The organism is Halorubrum distributum JCM 10118 (assembly GCF_000337335.1).
Lineage (GTDB): Archaea > Halobacteriota > Halobacteria > Halobacteriales > Haloferacaceae > Halorubrum > Halorubrum distributum.
In genome coordinates, this window is the sequence record NZ_AOJN01000039.1 from 76,445 (window position 1) to 96,934 (window position 20,490).

Sequence of the window (20,490 nt, forward strand, 5' to 3'; positions counted from 1 at the left end):
GTGCGCGGTGGCGGACCCGGATCGGCGCGGGTGCGGGCGCCGGCGGTCGGACGGGGCGACCGGGGAGGGGTTCCGGGCAGGGGAGGGAGCGGCCGCGAGTCCGACCGGCCGGCGGGTCGACCGGCGTGTTGGGGCGTGTGAGGGCCGAAGCGGGGGTCGCGATTACACGTAGTGCGGGTATCGACATATACGTGGCTGAGAGACAAAGGCGCGTTTTAGTCACCGATCCGATCGCCGGCGGGCGGCGGGACGGCGCGGTCGCGCGACCGGTCGGCTCGAAAGTTATAACCGCGTGCCGACGGATTCGAGCGTATGCTCCCGGTCCAACCGCTGTTCGTACTCTTATTGGTGGGTCTTCTCGGGCTGTTCTTCTTCGGGTTCCTCCTCGTCCGGCGCACGGTGGCCGGGCTGAACGAGGGGTACAACGACGGGCGGAACTGATGGTCGTCGTCACCGCCGCGACGCTGCTCGTCGCGGCCGCCGCCAGCCTCTTCATGGCGTGGTCGATCGGCGCCGGCTCCTCCGGGTCGACCCCGTTCGCGCCCGCGGTCGGCGCGAACGCTATCTCCGTGATGCGCGCGGGCCTGATCGTCGGCGTCCTCGGGCTGCTCGGCGCGATCCTCCAGGGCGCGAACGTGACCGAGGCGGTCGGCACCGAGCTGATCGGCGGCGTGACGCTCACGGCCGCGGCGGCCATCGTCGCGCTCGTCACGGCCGCCGCGCTGGTCGCGATCGGCGTCTTCGCGGGGTACCCGATCGCGACGGCGTTCACCGTCACCGGGGCGGTCGTCGGCGTCGGCCTCGCGCTTGGCGGCGACCCCGCGTGGCCGAAGTACGCCGAGATCGGGACGCTGTGGGTGCTCACCCCGTTCGTCGGCGGCGGCGTCGCCTACGGCGTCGCCCGGCTGCTGATCGGCGAGTCGCTTCCCGAGCGACCGCTCACGGCGGTCCTCGCCGGACTGGTGGGGGCGATCCTCGCGAACGTCGGGTTCGCGCTGCTCGGTCCCGCCGGCGAGCAGGCCTCGGTCGCGAGCGTCCTCGGGTCGGGACTCGGGATCGGCGGCGCGGGGCCGCCCGCGGTGAGCCTCGCGATCGCCGCCGTGGTCGCGGTCGCCGTGTACGCCGACCTCGGCCGCGACCGCGAGGGCGCCCAGCGGCGGTTCCTCCTCGCGATGGGCGGGCTCGTCGCGTTCTCGGCCGGCGGGTCGCAGGTGGGGCTCGCGATCGGTCCGCTCGTCCCGATCTTCAGCGAGGTCGGCGTCCCGCTATGGGCGCTGCTCGTCGGCGGCGGCGTCGGGCTACTGGCCGGGTCGTGGACGGGCGCGCCGCGGATGATCAAGGCGATCTCGCAGGACTACGCCTCGATGGGGCCGCGGCGGTCGATCTCCGCGCTCATCCCGTCGTTCGCGATCGCGCAGACCGCCGTCGCGTTCGGGATCCCGGTCTCGTTCAACGAGATCATCGTCTCGGCGATCGTCGGCGCGGGCTACGCCGCCGGCGACGCTGGCGTGAGCCGGAAGAAGATGGGGTACACGGTGCTCGCGTGGATCGGGTCGCTCGTCGGCGCGTTCACGCTCGGGTTCGTCGTCTACTCGGCGGTCGACATCGTCGTGTGAAGGAGGCCCCCGATCGGTACCGAAGGTTCCGCAACGCGCCTCAGGCCCGCAGCTCCGGGTACGTCGGCAGCCGCGCGGACCGCGCGCTTCCGTCCACGAACGGGAGGTCGACGACGGTGGCCGGGACCGCCTCGCCGTCGACGCGGACGGTGACCGCGCCGCGGTCGGCGTCGAACGCGACGAGCGCGAGCGCGATCGGGACCTCGGTCGCGGGGCCGACCGCCGCGCGGGTGACCTCGCCGATCGCCTCGTCGCCGTCGAAGACGGCCGCGCCGGCCGCGGGGAGCGCGTCGGCTACCCCCTGCGGGTCCGCGTTCGCGTCGACGCCGGCGACCGCCTCGGCGACGCCGTCGAGTTCGAGGCCGACGAGCCGGCGGCTCGGTCGGCCCTGGTTCTCCACGCGCGAGACGACCTCCTGACCCACGTAACACCCCTTCTCGAAGTCGAGCGCGTTCCGGAGGCCGAGGACGTTGGGGACAGTCCCCGCCAGCTCGTACTCGAAGAGGGGCGTCCCGGCCTCTGTCGCGAGCGCGTCCCACGTGCGGTAGCCGAACGGCGCGGCGTTGAGCCCGCGGTTGATCAGGGTGTCGAACACGTCGCCCGCGTCGGCGGCGGCGCAGACGATCTCGTACCCCTCCTCGCCGAGCGGCGCGTCCGTCGCGATCACGGTGACGCCGGCGTCGACCATCGACCCGCGGACGAAGGATAGCGGCTCCTCTGGCGCGCCCGGACCGCCGAGGACGGAGGCGACCTTCTCCGTCGATTTGGGGCCGTGGACGCCGAACACGCCGAACTCGTCGGAGACATCGTCGATCTCGACGTCCTGGATGAACACGTTCTCCGCCCAGTCGGCGGCGACGGACTCGACCCGTTCCGGGGGGAGGAAGACGAGCAGCCGCTCGTCGGCGTTGTACACGTACATGTCCGTCTCGATCCCGCCCTGCGGGTCGAGCAGGAGGGCGTACGTCCCCTCGCCGTCCTCGGTCGGGACGCGATTGGAGACGGCGTTGTCGACGAACTCGACGCGGTCGTCGCCCCTGACGGCGAGGACGCCGTACCCCATCTCGATCACGCCGGCGATGTTGCGGACCGCCTTGCCGACGCGGACGGGCTTCCCGTAATGGTCGACGACCTCGCGGCCGCCGCGGTCGCGGTACACGGCGCCGTGCGCGTCGTGGGTCCCGGAGACGAGCGTCATGGTCGGAGGGACGCGATCGAGGGGCAAAAGGCCGCCGTCTCCGGCGGCTACAGTCCGAGGCGGTCGCGGATCGCGTCGACGAGGCTCTCCGTGGGGTCGTCGTCCGGCGCCTCGGGGTCCGGGACGACCTTGTCGTGGGCGTACACCCGGACGCGCTCCTCGGACTCCACGGTGATCAGCGAGTCCTCCTTCAGCGCCGAGAGCGCCTCCTCGACGGCGTCGATGTCGGCGTCGACGGCCGCGCGCAGTTCGAGGACGGTCATCCCCTCGTCGCCGCGGTCGACGAGCGCGTCGAGCAGCGCGACCTCGACGTCCGGCCGGTCGCGGTATTCCGGCTTTGCGGCCATACGCGTCCCTTGTGCGGGGCGGACTTTACGTCTACCGGCGAGGGAAAAGCCCCGACCTGAGAGCGCGATCCGTCAGCGAACGATCCGAGAACAGGTGCCACAGAGATTCTCCTCTTTCACGTCGACCTCGCGCACGGTGGGGGAGAACGACATGACGCACTTGCTGTTGTCGCAGTGTTCCAGGCCGAGCGTGTGACCGATCTCGTGGACGACCTCCTTGCGGACGCGGTCGCCGAACACGTCGACCGCGGGCTTGGTGGAGACGCCGCCGTCCGAGGAGGTTCGGAGGCGGTGCGTGGAGATGACGGAGCCGCTGCCGTTGAGGTACGCGAGGCCGAACACGTAGTTCCGGCGGCGGTAGTAGAGGTCCTCGGGCGTGATTCCGATGTTCTTCTCGCCGCCGCCGACCCGGGTGACCGTCTCGATGAGATCCTCGGCGCGGTACTGGCCGCGGTCGGCGTCGAACGCGGAGTCGGGGATCGCCTGATCGTCGTGGACCGTCACGTCGCAGTCGTATACGGAACGCAGCGCACCGGAGGCCTCCCGTTTCACTCGGGGGGTGACCTCCCCGACCGGGACGATGTCCACGAGCATGGAACCGCTTTTGACCGCCGCGGTCATAAAGGCCGCGCCGTGGGCCAACCACCGCCGTCGGAACGGGCACTCGTCGCCGCGCTCGACCCGTACGCACGACTGATCGAGATCGGTGTCGGGCGGCGCCCGGACGTCGCGCGCGCGCTCGCCGAGCGCGGTCGCGAGGTCGTCGCGATCGACGTCGAGATGAGCGAGGCGGCGCGAGACGCGGCGGCGCGGGACGCGGCCAAGTCGCCCGAGGCGGCGGGCGAGGGATCGCTCCGCGCCGTAACGGCGGACGTGACGGCGCTGGCGACCGACGACGAGCGGGCAATACGGAACGCGCTCGGCCCCAGTGCGTCCGAGAGCGGGTTCGACGCCGTGTACGCGCGGAACCTCCCCGCCGAACTCCAGCGGCCGACCGTCGCGCTGGCGGAGCGGCTCGACGCCGCCTGCCTGTTCACCACGCTCGGGTTCGAGGAGCCGGTCGTCGACGTCCGGCGGCGGGCGACCGAATCGGGGACGGTCGTGTACGTGGCGCGATGACGGAGCGAACCCGCGATATCGACCGCGAACCCGAACGTTCATTCCGCCGCCAGCCGGGGTAGCGGTATGCAGGTCGACGCAGTGGTCCTCGACATCGACGGGGTGTTGGTCGACGTGGCGGACTCCTACCGTCGGGCGATCCTCGAATCGGTCGACCGCGTCTGCGGCAAGCCGATCGACCGCGACGCGGTCCAGGCGTTCAAAGACGCCGGCGGGTTCAACAACGACTGGGAGCTGACGGACGCGGCCGCGCTGTTCGTGTTGGCCCGCCGCGAGGGGCTCCGAATGGACGTCGACGAGTTCACCGACCGCGTCCGCGAGCTCGGCGGCGGCCTCGACGCCGCCAAGGAGGTCGTCGGCGACCTCCCGCGGGTCGCGCAGGCCCGCGTCCGCGACCAGTGGGACCGGGACGCGCTCCGCGAGACGTTCCAAGCGCTGTACCTCGGCGCGGAGCTGTACCGCGAGCTGGAGGGGGGCGAGCCGCCGATCGAGGCGGACGGGTACATCCACGACGAGCCAACGCTCGTCGACCCCGAGACGATCGCCGACCTCACCGCGCGGTTCGACGTGGGCGTCCTCACCGGCCGGCCGGCCGCGGAGGCCGACATCGCCCTGGAGCGTGTCGGCCTCGACGTGCCCGAGGACCGCCGGTTCACGATGGACGACTGGGAGGAGGGGAAACCGCACCCCAGAGCGCTCGTCGAGCTCGCCGAGCGGTTCGACGTCGAGCGCGTCGCGTTCGCGGGCGACACCCTCGACGACGTGCGGACCGCGCGCAACGCCGACGAGGCCGACGAGACGCGGGTCTACTACGGTATCGGCGTCCTCACCGGGGGGCTCACCGGCGAGGCCGGCCGCGAGAAGTTCGCCGAGAACGGGGCCGACGCGGTCGTCGAGGACGTGAACGAACTGGTGGAGCTGTTGGAGTAGTCGCCGGCGCGTGGCGGCCGAGACCGCGAATCGCGAAGTCCGATGGAAAGTGGGCCTTGCCGGATTTGAACCGGCGATCACTCCGTTATGAGCGGAGGGCTTTGAGCCAGACTAAGCTAAAGGCCCTACAGTCTCGGCTACAAGAGGGACATTCTTTAGGTTACCGCATTACCCCGACCGAAGCTCCTCGAGAACCCTATCGAGCCGGTACTCTGCGTGCCAGTTAACGTTCGCTCGGTTGTTGTTCGCGGCGGGTTCGTACCGGATCGCGGTCACCGTCGATCCGGCGTCGTCGATCGAGACGAGATACACTTCCTCCGTCCGGACGTTCAACGCGGCGAAGTAATCGATCTTGCCGTCGTACCCCTCTCGCTCGTAGCCGTCGCTTTTCGTTCGAACGCTCCGAGTCCGGAACTCCACGGCGCCGTCGCTTTTGCCATCGTACGCCGTCTTAACCTGTAGACGGTAGAACTCGCCACCGACCCTGATGACGAGATCGTACGGTTCGTTGTCGTACGCCGGCGTAAGTACGGAAACGTCGCGAGCGACCAGCTCCGCCGTGACGATCGCTTCCGTTGCCTGTCCTCGCTTTTGCGGTTCTTCGAGACGGTCGTACTGGTCAAACCGGGACACACGACGGCCTCACTCGGCATCGTAGAAAACGGGTGACTGCGAGCGAGGAGAGACGCCGAAGCCAGGACTCGAACCTGGGACCGCCTCGTGACTGTGACGGTCGGGGGAAGATCCGCCGAACGTCGTAACAGCGAGGCGCTCTACCAACTGAGCTACTTCGGCTCACTTCCGGATACTCGCGTTGTTTTGATATGGCTTTCGTTTCCGCCCGACGGGGCGGTATCTGGGTGTCGTGAAGGGGGGAACACGGTACCGCGATCTCCGCCCTGACACCGTCGATCCGACCGACACGTTTTCGGCCGGACCGCGAGACCGTTCGGTATGGACGAGTTGGAGGCGGTGCTGTCGCGGGTCCGCGAGCGGGTCCTCCCGGAGCCAGAGGAGCGCGAGCGGCTGCGCGAGACGGCCGCGACGCTGACCGACCGGACCCGCGAGGCGATCGCCGACCTCCCCGTCGAGGCCGACGTGGTTCAGGTCGGGTCGACCGCACGCGGGACGTGGGTCGCGGGCGACCGCGACATCGATCTCTTCGTCCGGTTCGACGCGGACCTCGACCGCGCCGAACTGGAGGAGTACGGCCTCGACGTCGGCCACGCGGTCCTCCCCGACGGCCACGAGGAGTTCGCCGAGCATCCGTACGTGAAGGGGAGCTACGAGGGGTTCGACGTCGACCTGGTCCCCTGTCACGACGTGGAACGGGCCGCCGAGCTGGTCTCCGCCGTCGACCGGACACCGTTCCACGACGCGTACCTCTCGGCGCGGCTCGACGACGACCTCGCCGGGGACGTGGTGCTGGCGAAGGCGTTCCTGAAGGGGATCGGCGCGTACGGGAGCGACCTCCGCACGGAGGGGTTTTCGGGCTACCTCACGGAGCTGCTCGTGTTGGAGCTCGGCGGGTTCGTCCCGCTCGTGGAGTCCGCGCGGAGCTGGCACCCGCCGGTGGAGTTCGACCCCGAGGGGCATGCCGAGCGCACGTTCGAGGACCCCCTCGTCGTCGTCGACCCCACGGACCCGACGCGGAACGTCGCCGCGGTGCTGTCGGCGGCGAACCTCGCGCGGTTCCAACACTACGCGCGGGAGCTGCTCGCGGCGCCGAGCGAGGCGCTCTTCGACCCGGACGAGCCGGAGCCGCTCGACTCGAAGGAGGTCCGCGCTCACCTCGACCGCCGGGGGACGACCCCTGTCGCGGTCGTCTTCGACGCTCCCGACGTGGTCGACGACCAGCTGTGGCCGCAGCTCCGGCGATCGCTGGACGGGATCGTCGGCGGCCTGAACGACCACGGCTTCAACGTGCTCCGAGCGCGGGCCATGACGGACGCGGCGGGAGCGGCGGACGCCGCCGTGACGAGCGACGTCGAGGAGACGGCCGAGCGCGACGTATCCGACGAGCCGACGCGGGCCGCGCTGTACGCCGAGCTGGAGGTGACCGAGCGGCCGACCGTCGAGCGTCACGAGGGGCCGCCGGTCGCGGTCCGGAAGCACGCCGCGAGCTTCTACGAGTCGTACGTGGACGACGTCGACCCGGACACGTACGGCCCCTTCATCGACGGGGATCGGTACGTCGTCGAGCGGGAGCGGGAGTTCGCCACGGTCCGGGAGTACCTGGAGAGCGACGCCGCGAGCGACGTCGCGCTCGGCGCGCAGGTGGAGCCGGCGTTCGACGACCGCGACGTGTTGGTCGGGGAGGCGGTCGCGACGCTCGCGCCCGCGTTCGGCCGACCGCTCCGGGAGTTCTACGAGCCGCGGCCGTGAGGGAGCCGCCGAGGGGTTGTTGCCGCGTGGCGCCGGGCCGAGCCGCCGGCGACGTGTGAGCGGCGGTCAGCGAGAGACGCTGTCGAGGAGCCAGTAGACGAGCGCGGCGACGGCGGCGACGATCAGCGCGACCGCGGAGAGGAGCCCGGCAGCGCGGGGGAACGACAGCCAGAACGCGGCGTAGAAGGCGAGCGCGAACGCGAACAGGCCGACGACCAGCAGTCCGCGAGAGGGGTTCTGCGCGGCGGCGACGAACGCGCGCTGGGGGATCGAGAGGTCGCCGAACTCGGGGACGTCCTCGGGGTCGACGTCGTCGGAGAGCGGTCCCGAGTCGGCCGGATCTGTCGACTCGCCGTCGACGGAGCGGTCGGTATCGGTCACGGACACGGGTACGGGCCGAGGGATGCTGTACCTATCGCTTGCCGAGCCGGCGTCGGCGGGGCGGAGGGGAACCGTCGGTCAGCCGACGCTCTCGGCGACGAGGAGCGATCCGAGGAGGAACGCGGCCAGCGCGGCCGCGAGGTTCGACGCCGCGACGGTCGCGGCGGCGCGGACGCCCGTCTCGCTCGCCGCCCGAACGGTCCCGACGGCGAACGAGGAGAACGTCGTGAACGCGCCGCAGAAGCCGACGCCGAGGAGCAGCGCCGCCGTCGACCCGATCGGCGCGGCGGAGACGGCGCCGAGGGCGAAGCTTCCGAGCGCGTTGACGACGAGGACCGACCGGCGTCCCTCGACGCGGATCCCGACCGCGTGCCGGGAGACGGCGCCGAGCGCGCCGCCGACGCCGACGAGCGCCGTCGCGAGGAGCGGGGAGGCGGTCATCGGCGGTCCCGCCCTCCGATTGCGAGTCCGAGCGCGGCCGCAGCGAATCCGGTCGCGTAGCTGACGGCGACGTACCAGGCGCCCGCGGGCGTTCCGATCGCGACCGCGTCCGCGACGAACGTGCTGTACGTCGTGAACGACGAGAGCGCGCCGGTGCCGACGAACAGGCGGAGCCGGTCGCTCGAGGCGCGGGTTAAGAGGAGCCCGAGGGCGAACGACCCGGCGACGTTCGTGACGAGCGTCCCCGCGCCGGTCAGGGGGTCGCCGAGGACCGCGGGACCGGCTCCGGCGGCGCTCGCGGCGAGGGCCCGACCGACCCCGACGTCGACCGCGTGTCTGGCGACCGCGCCGAGGAACCCGCCGAGCGCGACGAGCAGGAAGCCGTACGGCGTCCGTTCCATGCGCCCGGGAGAGTCCGAGACGGCTTGTGCGTTCTGGACCGCGTTACTGGCGCTCCGAGTCCGACAGCCGGCTCGCGCGCGGACTCTCCCCTCCGTGCGGCGTTCGCCGCTCTCTGATCCGGACCGTGTGGGCCGTCTCGGTGGCGTCGTCGACTACGAGCGCCTCGCCGACGCCCTCGGGCAACCGCGCGGCGAGGTCGCCCGCGAGGTACGTCGCCTCGGCTTCGGCCAAGCGGTCGACGTCGCGCGCGGCCGTCAGGCGGTGAGAGACGAGGAGGTCGGACTGGGAGACGGCGACGCTCGGGAGCGCGGCCGGCCGTTGGGTCGCACAGACCAGCGAGGCGCCGGGCGCGCGCCCCCGGGTGAGGAGCGTCCGGAGGGCCGGGTCCGCGACCCCGCCGAAGAAGGCGTGCGCCTCGTCGACGAGGAGCCACGGGAGCCGCGGAAGACTGCCAGCGACCCGTGCGTCGTAGAGGCCGCGAGCGACGGCGCGGACGACTGCCNCCCCGCCGAAGAAGGCGTGCGCCTCGTCGACGAGGAGCCACGGGAGCCGCGGAAGACTGCCAGCGACCCGTGCGTCGTAGAGGCCGCGAGCGACGGCGCGGACGACTGCCGATGCGGCGGCGTCCGGGACGCCGGCGAGGTCGAGGACGGAGGGGTCGCCGTCGGCCGCGAGGGACGCGACCGGCGGTGCGTCGCCGTCGAAGACGCCCCACGAGTCGGCCAGCCGGAGGTGGTTCGCCGCGGCGCGCCGCGTCTCGGCCGGAGCGTCGGCGGCGTCGACCGCCTCGCGGAGCGTCGCGAGCGAGGGCGAAGAGCCGCCGTCGACCGCGTCCGCGACGACGCGCCAGACGAGGCTCCCGGGGCCGCTCGCCGGGTCGAGTCCGAGCAGGTCCGGCCACGTCGAGGGCGGTATGGAGGCGGGGCGGACCGCGGGGTCGACGACGCGGCCGCCGGCCGCCTCGAGGCCGCCGAAGACGCCCATCGGGTCGACGATAACCGGTGCGACGCCGTCGGCGTCGGCTATTTCCTCCGCGAGGACGCCGAGCGTGTACGACTTCCCGGTCCCGCGTTTCCCGAACACGACCCCCGCGTGCGGCCGGTCGAGGTCGACGCCGACCGCCGCGCCGGCGCTCCCGTCGCGAGCGAGGAAGGAGCCGATTCGGGCGGTGTGAGGCGGGCGGTCGTCGTCCGTGTCGGGTTCGGCGTCGCGGCGAGACTCGCCCGTGGGGCCGGTTCCGTCGTCGCGGTCGAACTCCGCTTTGTCGCGGCCGAGCACGTACACGCGGTCGGGTGGCCGCGGCATCGGATAAAAACGGTCGGGCGAGTCTCGCGGCCGCGAACGCCCCCGCGAACGTCGGTCGCCTCCCGTCCGGCTTCGTCCGACTCTTTATAAGCGATGCCGCGGCCAGCGGGCCGTATGTCCGATCGAACACACGACTCGCGCGCCGCGAACCGCCGGACGTTCAGCACCGACACCCGTGCGATCGAAGGGCTGCCGGTCCGACTCGTCATCGCGCTCGTCGTCGGCGTCGCCAGCCTCAGCGTGATGATGGGGATGATCGGCGACATCGACGGGCTGGCCGCGACCGAGCTCGACGCGCAGCCGCAGCCGGAGGTGACCACGCCCGGCGACCAGTCGATCGACGTCGCGGTCGTCGACCCCGACGGCTCCCGCGTCGCGGACGCGACGGTCATCGTCCGCGGCGGCTCCGCGCGGATCGACGGCGTCGTCACCGCGAAGACGAACGGAGAGGGGGTCGCGACGGTCGACGTCGACCCCGAACTCGGACCCAATCAGGCCGACGGGACGCTCACGATCGACATCAAGCCGCCGGCGGAGGGCGACTACGTCGACGAGCGGGGGAACACCGAGGTGCTCGTCGTCGAGGAGTGACGCCGCGAGCGACGCGAGCGAGAGGGCCTTTCAGAGCCGCTCGTCCCAGTCGATCCAGTCCTGTTCCCAGCCGTGCCGACGCTGACGCCCGCGTTCGGCGCGCTCGGCGTCCTCGCGTCGGGTCCGGTTCCGTTCCGCCCCGGGCTGCTCGCCGTCGACGAGCATCGGCTGGAGCCGCGCCGGCCCGTGCGTCTCGACCGTCTCGAACCCCGCCGGCGCCGGGTCCTCGTCCGGAGCGGAGTCGGCGGCGGGCGACGGCTCGATCGCCGCGACCGTCTGGACCCCAGCGCCGCGCGGGTAGACGATCCGGCCGCCGGACGCAAGCTGTTCGCGGAGGGAACGCGGCGGCTCGACGACGGCGGTTTCGAGGAGGATCCGGTCGTAGGGCGCGTACGCGGGGAGCCCGTCGGCGCCGTCCGCGCGGTCGACGAGGACCGCGCCGTAGCCGGCCGCGTCGAGGTTCGACCGCGCGGCGTGGACGGCGGACCGGTCGATGTCGACCGCGTGGACGCGGCGCGCGCCGGCTATCTCCGCGAGCATCGCGACCGAGTAGCCCACCCCCGCGCCGACGACGAGCACCGAGTCGCCCTCCTCGGCGTCGAGGGCGGTGATCAGGCGGACCAGCGTCGGGAGCGAGAGCGAGTGCGGGTCGTCGCCGTCGACGCCGTTGCGGGGCGAGTCGTCGACGAAGGGGTCGCGCGGGACGCGCTGGAGGGCGGTCAGCACGGGCGGCTCGATCGGCTCGCCGATCTGGTGTTCGAGCCCCTCGATCATGTCCGCCCTGAGCGACGCGTCGTCCATGACCGCTCTCGGGGCTCGGTCCTCTAAAACCGTGCGTTCGGCGGGCCGACTACCGCATCGGGACGAATCGCACGCCGCCGTGGTCCTCGCGGTCGATCCCGTCTTCGCGGACCGTGAGTCGGACGAGCCGTTGGCGACCGCCCTGACGGACGGGGGCGACGACGCGGCCGCCAGTCCGGACGCGGTCGACGATCGCGTCCGGGACGGACTCGGGCGCCGCGCAGGTGAGGTAGGCGGCGTCGAACGGCGCTTCGTCGGCGAACGCCTCGCGGCCGTCGGCGGCCGCGACGGTCACGTCGTAGCCGAGGCGGTCGAGGCGCTCGCGGGCGGCGGCGGCCAGTTCCGGGACGCGCTCGGCCGAGAAGACGTTCCCCGGACCGACGATCTCGGCGACGACGGCGGCGTGGTAGCCGCAGCCGGTCCCCACCTCGAAGACGCGGTCGCCGCGCTCGACGTCGAGCAGGTCGGTCATCAGTACGACCATGTGCGGCGCGCTGACCGTCTGGTCGTGGCCGATCGGGAGCGGCCGGTCGGCGTACGCCGACGCGCGCTGCGGCTCCGGGACGAACTCGTGGCGCGGGACCGCGCCGATCTCCGACAGCGTCCGCTCGCTCGCGTCGAGGTGGTCGCGGAGCGCGCTCACCAGTTCGCGCCTGGCGGCCGCGGGGTCGGCGTCGTTCATGCGGGTAGTTAGCACGGGGAGTGTGGAGAAAGCATCGGCCGAAAAAATCGAGTGCGTGAAAAATCGGGCGCGCGGTTCGACCCCGGGTGCGTCGACCCGCTCAGTTCACGTCGATCCGGTGCCCCTCGTCGGGGTCGACGGCGTCGAGCGGGACCGTCACGGTGAGCACGCCGTGTCGGTACGACGCGGTGGCGTCCTCGTGACGGGCGGTCCGCGGGAGGTCGACGGTCCGGGTGACGGACTCGTGGCGGCGCTCGCGTCGGAGGTATCGTCGGCCCGTGTCCTCGCGTTCCGCGTCGCGCTCGGCGGCGATGGTGAGCCGGTCGTCGCGGGCGCGAACGTCGATCTCGTCGCGGTCGAACCCCGGGAGGTCGGCCATCACGACAAGCTCGTCGTCGTACTCGGCCACGTCGATGTCGGCGGTCCGGAGGTCGCGGCCCCAGGCTCGGTCGCCCGCGAAAGGCGTGCGGCCGAGGAACTGCTCGATCTCGTCGAAGGGATTCGTCGTGTTCATACCAACAGAAAGGCGCCGTGAGGTATTAAACAGCGAGTGACGCGTGCTATCTCGCGGTCGCGGCGGAAAATGGCGATCCCGAGCGACGCGTCCGAGGCTCAGCTGACGTCGATCGTGTGCCCGCGGTCGTCGTCGGGCGAGCGCTTGGGGAGCGTGACGGTGAGCACGCCGGCGTCGAACGAGGCCGTCGCCGCGTCCGCCTCGACCGGTTCCGGGATCGGGATCCGGCGGGAGACCGACCGGAGGCGGCGTTCGCGTCGGTGGTAGCGGACCTCGTCGTCGGCCTCGTGTGCGCCGTCGCCGGCGGCGTCCGCGGCGTCCGCGTCGGCCTCACCGCCGTCGTCGTCGCCCGCGTCCGCGCCGGCGACGTCGAACTCGGTCGCCTCCTCGCGGGATCCGGTGATGACGAGCGCGTCGTCGCGGAACTCGACGTCGACGTCGTCGGCGTCGAACCCGGGGAGGTCGGCGACGACGGTGACCGCCTCGTCGTCCTCGATCACGTCGACGTCGACGTCGCGGGCGCCGGGGAACCGCGGGACCTCGGGACCGGTCCCCTCCAGCGTGCCGCCGAGCTCCTCGAACTCGCGGCCCATCCGTTCGAGCAGGTCTTCGATCTCGTCGAAGGGATCGCGTCGTGTCATACGGGTCAGGATTCGAGACGGAGCGTCTTGAACGTACTGGCGGAATGGCGGGCGGCGGACGAGACGACCCGGCGACAGACACTATCCGCTCGCGCCCCAGGCGATCGTATGCGCCTGTTCTGGCACCGAGGCGACGCGCGGACGCGGGACAACGCCGGCCTCGCGGCCGCGGCCCGGAAGGGCGAAGTCGTTCCGACGTTCGTCTACGATTCCGACCTGCTCGCGACGATCGGCGCGCGTCAACGCGCGTTCTTCCTCCGACACATCAAGCGGCTGGAGGCGCGGTACCGCGAACTCGGGAGCGACCTGGTCGTCCGCGCCGGCGACCCGGACGAGGTCCTCGTCGACCTCGCCGACGAGTACGACGCCGAGGCGGTGTACTACAACGACCACTACCGACCGGCGCGCCGTAACCGGGGGCGGGCCGTCGAGGACGCGCTCACCGGCGCGGGCGTCGAGACGGAGTCGCGGACCGACCTCGTCTTGATCGATCCCGGGCGGCTGGACGAGCGCTACCCGAACCACAGCCAGTTTCACGACGACTGGGACGCCGTTCCGAAGCGCGGGCCGTACGCGGAGCCCGGTCGGGACGCGCTGGCCGACGTGCGCGACGGGAAGACGGTCCCCGAGCCCGACGCCGACATCGACCTCCCGGACGCGGGGTACGACGCCGCACGCGAGCGGTTCGACGAGTTCCTCGAAGGCGGGATTCGGTCCTACAACGACACCCGCGACGACCTCGCGGGGGCGGTGGAGGCGCCGACGCACGCGGTCTCGCGGATGTCCCCGTACCTCGCAACGGGAGCGATCGGGATCCGGGAGCTGTGGGCGGACGCGGGCGACGCGTACGACGCCGCGACCGGCTCCGAGCGCCGCAACGTCGACAAGTACCGCTACGAGCTGTCGTGGCGCGAGCAGATGTACCACCTGCTGTACTACAACCCGGAGCTGGCCGTCTCGAACTACAAGTCGTTCCCGAACGAGATCGCCTGGCGCGACGACGACGACGCGTTCGAGGCGTGGACGCGCGGCGAGACCGGCTACCCGCTCGTCGACGCCGGGATGCGACAGCTGAACGCGGAGGGGTACATCCACAACCGGCCGCGGCAGGTGGTCGCGAGCTTCCTGACGAAACACCTCCTGATCGACTGGCGGCGCGGCGCGCGCTACTTCACGAAGCAGCTGATCGACCACGACTACGCCTCGAACCACGGCGCGTGGCAGTGGACGGCCTCGACAGGAACCGACTCCGTCGACGTGCGGATCTTCGACCCGGTGAGCCAGATGAGCAAGTACGACGCGGACGCGCGCTTCGTGAAGGCGTACGTTCCGGAGCTGGCGGACGTGCCGGCGGAGAAGGTCGTCGACTGGCCGACCCTCTCGCGAGGGGAGCGCGAGGCGCTGGCGCCAGAGTACCCGCACCCGATCGTCGACCGGAACGAGGGGTACGAACGGGCGCAGCGCGTCTTCGAGGAAGCGCTCGGCAAGCGGTGAGGCCGGGACGGCAGTTCGTCCGTATCGGCGTTCCGAAACCGAGTTCTTTTGCGGGGACCGGGCGAACACCGCGCCCATGTCCCCCGTCACGATCGACGACGTCGAGGCCGCCGCCGAGCGGCTCGCCGGCACCGACATCGTCCAGCGCACGCCCGTCGAGCGGAGCCGGTCGCTGAGCGACCGATGCGGCGCCGACGTGCGCCTGAAGATGGAGCACCTCCAGCGCACCGGCTCGTTCAAGACCCGCGGCGCGTACAACGCGATCTCGCGGGCGGTCGCCGGTTCGGGTGCGGGGGCCGACGACCCCGCGGTCGAGCGCGTCGTGGCCGCGAGCGCGGGCAACCACGCGCAGGGGGTGGCGCTGGCGGCGGCGGACGCCGCGATCGACGCGACGATCGTGATGCCGGAGTCCGCGCCCGCGGCGAAGATCGAGGCAACCCGCGCGTACGGCGCCGAGGTCGTGCTCCGCGGGAGCGCGTTCCCGGAGGCGATGGAACACGCCCGGACGCTGACCGACGACCCCGGAACGCGGTTCGTCCACGCGTTCGACGACCCGGACGTGGTCGCCGGACAGGGGACGCTCGGGCTGGAGGTGCTCGACCAAGTGCCCGACCTCGACACCGTGCTCGTCCCGGTCGGCGGCGGCGGGCTCGCGGGAGGCGTCGCGACCGCGATCAAGGCGCGAGTGCCCGAGACGCGAGTCGTCGGGGTCCAGACCGAGGGCGCGTCGACGCTCTCGGAGAGCCTCGCGGCCGGCGAGCTCGTGACGCGCGACGAGCCAGACACCATCGCCGACGGCATCGCGACCGGCGGGCTGAGCGACCTCACCTTCGAGCTTCTGGAGGAGCACCTCGACGAGGTGGTCATCGTGAGCGACGACGACGTGGCGAACGCGATCCTGCTGCTCTTAGAGCGCGCGAAGCAGATGGTCGAGGGCGCGGGCGCGACCGCCGCGGCGGCCCTTTTAAATGACGACGCGGTCGACGGGCTGGACTTGGCCGGCGAGACCGTCGTTCCCCTCCTCTGTGGCGGCAACATCGACGTGACGACGCTGAAGGAGGTGGTGACCCACGCCCTCGTCGACCGCGACCAGCTGATCGAGCTCTCCGTCCGCATCGACGACACGCCCGGGACGATGGGCGAGATCGCGACCCTGATCGGCGGCGAGCGCGCGAACATCCGGACGGTGCGCCACGAGCGCAGCCGCCCGGACCTACCGGTGGGCGACGCCGACCTCGTGTTCGAGGTGGAGACGAACGGCCCGGCCCACGTCGACCGCGTCCTGTCGGCGGTGCGCGAGGCGGGGTACGAGGTCGAGTGGACGACGCGGGTAGAGTGAGGGAGAGGGTCGTTATTTATAAATAGAACTGCGGTGGCGCGTGCCTCCGAGTGGCCGCCGAAGGCGGCCGACGAGGAGCGCGCGCGAGGGAGTCAGTCGCCGGAGCGAAGCGACGGCGACTGACGAGGTTGGGGAGGTGTGAGGCTGCGGTGCGGTCGCGGGCGGGTGGGACTCAAAGGGGCAGTCGCGAGGGGCCCGTAGGCGACGCAAGCACCGCAGCGAAGGAACGGAGTGACTGAGCGAGGAGCGCAGCGAGCGTACGGCCCCTCGCGACTGGGGCTTTGGAGGTGTTCGCCGCCGATCCGCGGTCGGCCTTTTATAAGCGAATGGCTGGGTATTTAGCGGCGTTTGCCACCTGTCCGCCGTCGACATCGACTGTCTACACCCGAACAGACGAACCGTCGGAAGACTAGCCGTCCTCGTCGTCTCGCTCGATCCGACGATTTAAAACGCTCACCTCGGCAACCACGTCGTAATGAGTCTCGTCGTTACCGACACCCTGGAAGACGAGCGCGTCGAGTTCACGGCCGACGGCGACGTCACGCTGTACGTCTGCGGCCTGACGGTGTCGGACGACCCCCACCTCGGCCACGCCCGGCTGTGGTTCCACGCCGACGTGCTCCACCGGTGGCTCGAACACGAGGGGTACGACGTGCGCCACGTCGAGAACGTCACCGACGTCAACGAGAAGATCACGGCCCGGGTCGGCGAGCGCGACGACTGGGCCGCCGAGCGCGACGTGGCCGAGACGTTCACGGCGAGCGTCTTCGACGCGATGCGCGGGCTGAACCTGAAGCGCGCCGAGGTGTACCCGCGCGTCACCGAACACGTCCCGGAGATCGTCGGCCTCGTCGAGACCCTGATCGAGCGGGGGTACGCCTACGAGTCGAACGGCTCCGTCTACTTCGACGTGACGCGCTTCGAGGAGTACGGGAAGCTCTCGAACCAGGACCTCGACGCGCTCGAAGCGCAGGGCGAGCCGGACGAGCGCTCGGAGAAGCGCAACCCCGCCGACTTCGCCCTCTGGAAGGCGGACGGCGTGAGCGAGACCGCGGCGCGAGAGCACGCGAAACACGACCACGGGGCGGAGACGCCCGACGGCGAGACGTGGGAGTCGCCGTGGGGCGAGGGGCGCCCGGGCTGGCACGTCGAGTGCTCGGCGATGTCGACGACGCACCTCGGCGACACGCTCGACATCCACATGGGCGGCCGCGACCTCGTCTTTCCGCACCACGAGAACGAGATCGCGCAGTCGGAGGCGGCCACCGGCGAGGCGTTCGCCCGGCACTGGCTCCACGTCGGCCTCCTAGAGATGGACGGCGAGAAGATGTCCTCTTCTATCGGCAACTTCTGGACCGTCCCGGACGCCTTAGAGGAGCTCGGCGTCAACGTCGTCCGCACCTTCTACGCCGGCGCGGCCTACCGCTCCGAGCAGGCGCTCACCGAGGAGACGATCGCCGAGGCCGAGGAGCGCTGGGAGCGCCTCTCGCGCACCTACGACCGCGCGGTCGACGCGCTCGACTCGACCGACGCCCGCGCGAAAGCGGCGGATGACGACCTCCGCGCGGCGGTCGAAACCGCCCGCGACGACTTCGCGGCCGCGATGAACGACGACCTCAACCTCCGGGAGGCGACCGCGGCGCTCCTGGACCTCACCGACGCGGTGAACCGACACATCGACGCCAACGGCGACGCCGCCTACGACTACCGCGGCCTCCGCGAGGCGGTCGAGGCGTTCGACGACCTCGGCGGCGACGTGCTCGGGCTCCAGTTCGAATCGCCGAGCGACGGCGACGTCGACCTCGCCGGCGAGCTGGTCGAACTCGTCCTCGACGTGCGCGAGGCCGAGCGCGAGGCCGGCAACTACGAGCGCGCCGACGAGCTCCGCGACGCGCTCCGCGAGGTCGGCGTCGAGATCGAGGACGGCCCGGACGGCGCGACGTACCGGTTCGAGTAGCGCGACTTGGCCCGGGGGACAGACCCGGCTCAGTCCCAAGTCACGTAGACGAGGAAGGCGATGCCGACGAACTCTAAGATCTGGAGGTACATCATCGCCCGGAGCGCGGGCGTCGACATCTGCGGCGGGTTCAGGTAGTAGAACAGCGCCAGGGCGTTCTCGGCGAGGAGGAAGAGCGCGAACACCGCCGAGCCGAGGGTGTGTTTCGACCGGATCTCGAGGTAGTTCCGGCCCCAAATGCCGACGAGGACGAGCAGCAGCAGGATGTTCAGCGCCGCGGCGACCCGCGCCACGCCGAGCGTCGCGCCGCCGAGCGTCGCGATGACGGCCGTCGCTACGTCGATGGTCGCGGTCAGTTCGGGCGTCGTCACGCCGAGGGTCGCGGTCATGCCGCGTGCCCTCCGGTTCGGCGGTCGGTCGCTGCGTTCGGGAGATATGTTATGCTCATTCCAGTTGGTCGATGATCTCCTCGACGGTGTCCCAGTGCGTACGGGTCCGGTCCGTGGGGAGGTAAACGGCACCGTAGTTCTGGTCGGTGCTCTCTATCACGCCGTTCTCTTCCAGCACGTCGAGGTGGTGTCTGACGGTCTTGTACGCGAGGTCGAGGTCCTTGGCGAGCCGGTTGGCGTTCCGCGGGCGCTCGTCGAGCGCGCGGAGCAGGCGAGCCCGGTTCGGGCCGCCGCGCGTCCCGGCCAACACCTGCCAGAGAACCGGCTCCATCGACAGTACCCATCGGGAGAGCGGCTATTAAGCGCGGGGATAGCCACACGGCGCATGGAGGAGGACGTACCGTCAGCGGGGGCATCGGTCGAGAGCCCGCCTACGGCAGTAACACGCCGTCGATGACGTGGATGACGCCGTTCGAGGCCTCGATGTTCGTTTCGACGATCTCGGCCTGACCGTCGTTGAGGACGGTCCCGTCGACGTCGACCGTCGCGCCGTTCAGCGTCGGGACGCTGTCGGCGTTGACGATCGAGTTCGCCTTCCGGCGACCCGGCACGACGTGGTAGGTGAGCACGTCGGTCAGGAACTCGTCGTCGACGTCGCCCACGTTGTCGGCCGTGATCCCGGCGGCGTCGAACGCCTCGTCCGTCGGGGCGAACACCGTCAGCTGCCGGTTCCCGCTCAGCGTGTCGACGAGCCCGGCCTCTTGGACCGCTGCGACGAGCACATCGAACCCGTCGGCGGCGACCGCCACGTCGACTATCGTGTCGCCCTGGCTCGGCGGCTTTGCGGCGGCCGCGCCGACGCCGCCGAGCAGCGTCGCCGTTCCCGCTCCGACGCCCCTCAGTACCGTCCGTCTGTTTGCGTTCATGGGATGAACCCGTCCGGGAGGACGTTTCAGTATGTATTCAACAATTTGGTGAAAGCAACCCGCATTCGGCACGAAAGAGACCCAAATCTGCGTCGGTATTGCCGGCGTCACCCGACGACCGAGCGGGCGGAAGCGGCGCCGGAGCGGCGCCGCGATCGGGAGCGAGACTCAGTCCAGCACGTGCTCGGTGTCGTACGAGCCGAGCACCTTCACCCACCCGTTGTCCGCGATGGCCTCCACGTCTCCGACCGCCTTCGCCATGTGGTCCTCGTAGAGGCCGGCGTCCACGTCGAAGTGGAACAGGTAGTCGCCGAGGCGCTCGCCGCTCGGGCGCGACTCGATCCGCGAGAGGTTGAGGTTGCGGTCGGCGAACGCTTCCAGCAGTTCCAAGAGGAGGCCGGGGTAGTTCGCGTTCGGGTAGACGATCAGCGTGGTCTTCCCGCCTGCGTCGGAGCGCGCGGACTCGGGCGCGACGACGAGGAACCGGGTCGCGTTGGAGGTGCGGTCCTGGATGTCCGCCGCGAGGATCGAGAGGTCGTCGCCGGCGTTGTCCGGGTGCCCGATCCCGGCGACGCGGGCGTCCTCGCGGGCGCGCTCGACCCCGCGGGCCGTGGAGGCGACCGCTTCGAGGCCGGCGTCCGGGTAGTTCGTTTCCAGCCAGTTGCGACACTGCGCGAGCGCCTGCGAGTGGCTCGCGACGACCTCGAACGCGTCGTCCTGCGCGAGGAGGGCGTGCCGGATCGGCGTGACGACCTCGCGGGTGACCGAGACGTCGTAGTCGGCGAGCGCGTCGAGGCTCTCCGTGACGGAGCCCTCGATGCTGTTCTCGATGGGGACGACGCCGCGCTCGAACTCGCCGGCCGCGACGGCGTCGACGATGGCGGTGACCGACTCCCGGAACGACACCTCGGCGGCGACGGAGCGAGCGGCGCGGTGCGAGTACGTGCCGGCGGGACCCAGCGTGACGGCGTTCATTACCGTACCGTACCGGGGGCGGTGAGAAAAGCCTGCGGGGCGCGGCGATGTTTCCGG

24 protein-coding genes, 2 tRNA genes and 1 pseudogene are annotated in these 20,490 nt (G+C 71.2%); 9 read left to right on the plus strand and 18 right to left on the minus strand.

The window, feature by feature from the left end; translation table 11 throughout:
- Positions 1-309: 309 nt before the first annotated feature.
- Both C466_RS17450 and C466_RS06480 read left to right on the plus strand, forming a co-directional pair.
- Positions 310-441 (plus strand): annotated as a pseudogene (locus C466_RS17450) (DUF7859 family protein); the annotation flags it as partial.
- A complete protein-coding gene (locus tag C466_RS06480; RefSeq protein WP_004598037.1) occupies positions 441-1,616 on the plus strand; it encodes an inorganic phosphate transporter in 1,176 nt (391 codons plus the stop codon). The pseudogene C466_RS17450 and the gene C466_RS06480, both read left to right, overlap by 1 nt.
- Before the next feature lie 40 nt (positions 1,617-1,656).
- On the opposite strand, the gene ygfZ is transcribed toward C466_RS06480, so the two are convergent.
- From ygfZ to C466_RS06495, 3 genes are all read right to left on the minus strand, one after another.
- On the minus strand, positions 1,657-2,814 hold the full coding sequence (ygfZ, locus tag C466_RS06485; protein WP_004598039.1) for a CAF17-like 4Fe-4S cluster assembly/insertion protein YgfZ: 1,158 nt from the start codon (positions 2,812-2,814) through the stop codon (positions 1,657-1,659).
- A gap of 47 nt (positions 2,815-2,861) precedes the next feature.
- Positions 2,862-3,161 (minus strand): DUF6432 family protein, encoded by a 300-nt coding sequence (locus C466_RS06490; RefSeq protein WP_004598041.1) that lies wholly within the window; start codon positions 3,159-3,161, stop codon positions 2,862-2,864.
- 72 nt (positions 3,162-3,233) lie between these two features.
- Positions 3,234-3,755 carry an archaemetzincin family Zn-dependent metalloprotease gene (locus C466_RS06495; protein ID WP_004598043.1) on the minus strand — a complete coding sequence of 174 codons (522 nt, stop codon included), beginning with the start codon at positions 3,753-3,755 and terminating at the stop codon, positions 3,234-3,236.
- A gap of 39 nt (positions 3,756-3,794) precedes the next feature.
- On the opposite strand from C466_RS06495, the gene C466_RS06500 reads away from it, so the two are divergent.
- Both C466_RS06500 and C466_RS06505 read left to right on the plus strand, forming a co-directional pair.
- Positions 3,795-4,280, plus strand: a complete 486-nt coding sequence (locus C466_RS06500) for a UPF0146 family protein (protein ID WP_004598045.1) — start codon at positions 3,795-3,797, stop codon at positions 4,278-4,280.
- Positions 4,281-4,346: 66 nt separating this feature from the next.
- Positions 4,347-5,210 (plus strand): TIGR01548 family HAD-type hydrolase, encoded by an 864-nt coding sequence (locus C466_RS06505; protein ID WP_004598047.1) that lies wholly within the window; start codon positions 4,347-4,349, stop codon positions 5,208-5,210.
- Between the two features lie 50 nt (positions 5,211-5,260).
- Here the strand turns inward: C466_RS06505 and C466_RS06510 are convergent.
- The 3 genes from C466_RS06510 to C466_RS06520 form a co-directional block, all read right to left on the minus strand.
- A tRNA-Ile gene (locus tag C466_RS06510) sits at positions 5,261-5,336 on the minus strand.
- A 42-nt stretch (positions 5,337-5,378) separates the two neighbouring features.
- The gene (locus C466_RS06515) at positions 5,379-5,843 is read right to left on the minus strand and encodes a group I intron-associated PD-(D/E)XK endonuclease (RefSeq protein ID WP_004598049.1); all 465 of its coding nucleotides are present in this window, start codon (positions 5,841-5,843) and stop codon (positions 5,379-5,381) included.
- Between the two features lie 53 nt (positions 5,844-5,896).
- A tRNA-Asn gene (locus C466_RS06520) sits at positions 5,897-6,005 on the minus strand.
- Positions 6,006-6,164: 159 nt separating this feature from the next.
- Between C466_RS06520 and cca the strand changes: the two genes are divergently transcribed.
- Positions 6,165-7,595, plus strand: coding sequence for a CCA tRNA nucleotidyltransferase (gene cca, locus C466_RS06525; protein ID WP_004598051.1), 1,431 nt, complete (start codon positions 6,165-6,167; stop codon positions 7,593-7,595).
- Positions 7,596-7,661: 66 nt separating this feature from the next.
- Here the strand turns inward: cca and C466_RS06530 are convergent, their stop codons facing one another.
- The 4 genes from C466_RS06530 to C466_RS06545 form a co-directional block, all read right to left on the minus strand.
- A complete protein-coding gene (locus C466_RS06530) occupies positions 7,662-7,976 on the minus strand; it encodes a hypothetical protein (protein WP_004598053.1) in 315 nt (104 codons plus the stop codon).
- Positions 7,977-8,054: 78 nt separating this feature from the next.
- Positions 8,055-8,417, minus strand: coding sequence for a CrcB family protein (locus C466_RS06535; protein WP_004598055.1), 363 nt, complete (start codon positions 8,415-8,417; stop codon positions 8,055-8,057).
- On the minus strand, positions 8,414-8,818 hold the full coding sequence (locus tag C466_RS06540) for a fluoride efflux transporter FluC (protein ID WP_004598056.1): 405 nt from the start codon (positions 8,816-8,818) through the stop codon (positions 8,414-8,416). Before C466_RS06540 ends, C466_RS06535 begins: the two co-directional genes overlap by 4 nt.
- Positions 8,819-8,861: 43 nt before the next feature.
- Positions 8,862-10,124 carry an ATP-binding protein gene (locus tag C466_RS06545; RefSeq protein WP_004599612.1) on the minus strand — a complete coding sequence of 421 codons (1,263 nt, stop codon included), beginning with the start codon at positions 10,122-10,124 and terminating at the stop codon, positions 8,862-8,864.
- Positions 10,125-10,238: 114 nt separating this feature from the next.
- Between C466_RS06545 and C466_RS06550 the strand changes: the two genes are divergently transcribed.
- Positions 10,239-10,715: a DUF7382 domain-containing protein gene (locus C466_RS06550; RefSeq protein ID WP_004598072.1), complete on the plus strand. Its 477-nt coding sequence runs from the start codon at positions 10,239-10,241 to the stop codon at positions 10,713-10,715.
- 30 nt (positions 10,716-10,745) lie between these two features.
- Here C466_RS06550 and C466_RS06555 read toward each other — a convergent pair whose 3' ends face one another.
- The 4 genes from C466_RS06555 to C466_RS06570 all read right to left on the minus strand — a co-directional run bounded on the left by C466_RS06555 (position 10,746) and on the right by C466_RS06570 (position 13,353).
- Positions 10,746-11,516: a protein-L-isoaspartate O-methyltransferase family protein gene (locus tag C466_RS06555; protein WP_004598074.1), complete on the minus strand. Its 771-nt coding sequence runs from the start codon at positions 11,514-11,516 to the stop codon at positions 10,746-10,748.
- A 49-nt stretch (positions 11,517-11,565) separates the two neighbouring features.
- Positions 11,566-12,198, minus strand: a complete 633-nt coding sequence (locus tag C466_RS06560) for a protein-L-isoaspartate(D-aspartate) O-methyltransferase (RefSeq protein ID WP_004598075.1) — start codon at positions 12,196-12,198, stop codon at positions 11,566-11,568.
- 100 nt (positions 12,199-12,298) lie between these two features.
- Complete coding sequence (hsp14, locus tag C466_RS06565; protein WP_004598077.1) at positions 12,299-12,712, minus strand: archaeal heat shock protein Hsp14; 414 nt, start codon at positions 12,710-12,712, stop codon at positions 12,299-12,301.
- Positions 12,713-12,810: 98 nt separating this feature from the next.
- Complete coding sequence (locus C466_RS06570; RefSeq protein WP_004598079.1) at positions 12,811-13,353, minus strand: Hsp20/alpha crystallin family protein; 543 nt, start codon at positions 13,351-13,353, stop codon at positions 12,811-12,813.
- Positions 13,354-13,461: 108 nt separating this feature from the next.
- On the opposite strand from C466_RS06570, the gene C466_RS06575 reads away from it, so the two are divergent.
- The 3 genes from C466_RS06575 to cysS all read left to right on the plus strand — a co-directional run bounded on the left by C466_RS06575 (position 13,462) and on the right by cysS (position 18,143).
- Positions 13,462-14,847 (plus strand): cryptochrome/photolyase family protein, encoded by a 1,386-nt coding sequence (locus C466_RS06575; RefSeq protein WP_004598081.1) that lies wholly within the window; start codon positions 13,462-13,464, stop codon positions 14,845-14,847.
- A gap of 76 nt (positions 14,848-14,923) precedes the next feature.
- Positions 14,924-16,186 carry a threonine ammonia-lyase gene (gene ilvA, locus C466_RS06580; RefSeq protein ID WP_004598083.1) on the plus strand — a complete coding sequence of 421 codons (1,263 nt, stop codon included), beginning with the start codon at positions 14,924-14,926 and terminating at the stop codon, positions 16,184-16,186.
- Positions 16,187-16,661: 475 nt separating this feature from the next.
- On the plus strand, positions 16,662-18,143 hold the full coding sequence (gene cysS, locus C466_RS06585) for a cysteine--tRNA ligase (protein WP_004598085.1): 1,482 nt from the start codon (positions 16,662-16,664) through the stop codon (positions 18,141-18,143).
- 29 nt (positions 18,144-18,172) lie between these two features.
- Here the strand turns inward: cysS and C466_RS06590 are convergent, their stop codons facing one another.
- The 4 genes from C466_RS06590 to pheA all read right to left on the minus strand — a co-directional run bounded on the left by C466_RS06590 (position 18,173) and on the right by pheA (position 20,433).
- Positions 18,173-18,532, minus strand: a complete 360-nt coding sequence (locus C466_RS06590) for a hypothetical protein (RefSeq protein ID WP_004598087.1) — start codon at positions 18,530-18,532, stop codon at positions 18,173-18,175.
- A gap of 55 nt (positions 18,533-18,587) precedes the next feature.
- On the minus strand, positions 18,588-18,863 hold the full coding sequence (locus tag C466_RS06595; protein ID WP_004598089.1) for an ArsR/SmtB family transcription factor: 276 nt from the start codon (positions 18,861-18,863) through the stop codon (positions 18,588-18,590).
- Positions 18,864-18,963: 100 nt separating this feature from the next.
- A complete protein-coding gene (locus C466_RS06600; RefSeq protein WP_004598090.1) occupies positions 18,964-19,458 on the minus strand; it encodes a fasciclin domain-containing protein in 495 nt (164 codons plus the stop codon).
- A gap of 168 nt (positions 19,459-19,626) precedes the next feature.
- On the minus strand, positions 19,627-20,433 hold the full coding sequence (gene pheA, locus C466_RS06605) for a prephenate dehydratase (RefSeq protein WP_004598092.1): 807 nt from the start codon (positions 20,431-20,433) through the stop codon (positions 19,627-19,629).
- Between the last annotated feature and the right edge of the window lie 57 nt (positions 20,434-20,490).

Bases quoted from the DNA above. Each gene is read 5' to 3' on its own strand.
- C466_RS06575 (WP_004598081.1), top strand. From the start codon at position 13,462: ATGCGCCTGTTCTGGCACCGAGGCGACGCGCGGACGCGGGACAACGCC.
- C466_RS06595 (WP_004598089.1), bottom strand. From the start codon at position 18,863: ATGGAGCCGGTTCTCTGGCAGGTGTTGGCCGGGACGCGCGGCGGCCCG.
- C466_RS06495 (WP_004598043.1), bottom strand. From the start codon at position 3,755: ATGCTCGTGGACATCGTCCCGGTCGGGGAGGTCACCCCCCGAGTGAAA.
- C466_RS06480 (WP_004598037.1), top strand. From the start codon at position 441: ATGGTCGTCGTCACCGCCGCGACGCTGCTCGTCGCGGCCGCCGCCAGC.
- C466_RS06560 (WP_004598075.1), bottom strand. From the start codon at position 12,198: ATGAACGACGCCGACCCCGCGGCCGCCAGGCGCGAACTGGTGAGCGCG.
- C466_RS06550 (WP_004598072.1), top strand. From the start codon at position 10,239: ATGTCCGATCGAACACACGACTCGCGCGCCGCGAACCGCCGGACGTTC.
- hsp14 (WP_004598077.1), bottom strand. From the start codon at position 12,712: ATGAACACGACGAATCCCTTCGACGAGATCGAGCAGTTCCTCGGCCGC.
- C466_RS06540 (WP_004598056.1), bottom strand. From the start codon at position 8,818: ATGGAACGGACGCCGTACGGCTTCCTGCTCGTCGCGCTCGGCGGGTTC.
- pheA (WP_004598092.1), bottom strand. From the start codon at position 20,433: ATGAACGCCGTCACGCTGGGTCCCGCCGGCACGTACTCGCACCGCGCC.
- C466_RS06555 (WP_004598074.1), bottom strand. From the start codon at position 11,516: ATGGACGACGCGTCGCTCAGGGCGGACATGATCGAGGGGCTCGAACAC.
- C466_RS06505 (WP_004598047.1), top strand. From the start codon at position 4,347: ATGCAGGTCGACGCAGTGGTCCTCGACATCGACGGGGTGTTGGTCGAC.
- ygfZ (WP_004598039.1), bottom strand. From the start codon at position 2,814: ATGACGCTCGTCTCCGGGACCCACGACGCGCACGGCGCCGTGTACCGC.
- cysS (WP_004598085.1), top strand. From the start codon at position 16,662: ATGAGTCTCGTCGTTACCGACACCCTGGAAGACGAGCGCGTCGAGTTC.
- C466_RS06570 (WP_004598079.1), bottom strand. From the start codon at position 13,353: ATGACACGACGCGATCCCTTCGACGAGATCGAAGACCTGCTCGAACGG.
- C466_RS06590 (WP_004598087.1), bottom strand. From the start codon at position 18,532: ATGACCGCGACCCTCGGCGTGACGACGCCCGAACTGACCGCGACCATC.
- cca (WP_004598051.1), top strand. From the start codon at position 6,165: ATGGACGAGTTGGAGGCGGTGCTGTCGCGGGTCCGCGAGCGGGTCCTC.
- C466_RS06535 (WP_004598055.1), bottom strand. From the start codon at position 8,417: ATGACCGCCTCCCCGCTCCTCGCGACGGCGCTCGTCGGCGTCGGCGGC.
- ilvA (WP_004598083.1), top strand. From the start codon at position 14,924: ATGTCCCCCGTCACGATCGACGACGTCGAGGCCGCCGCCGAGCGGCTC.
- C466_RS06490 (WP_004598041.1), bottom strand. From the start codon at position 3,161: ATGGCCGCAAAGCCGGAATACCGCGACCGGCCGGACGTCGAGGTCGCG.
- C466_RS06600 (WP_004598090.1), bottom strand. From the start codon at position 19,458: ATGAACGCAAACAGACGGACGGTACTGAGGGGCGTCGGAGCGGGAACG.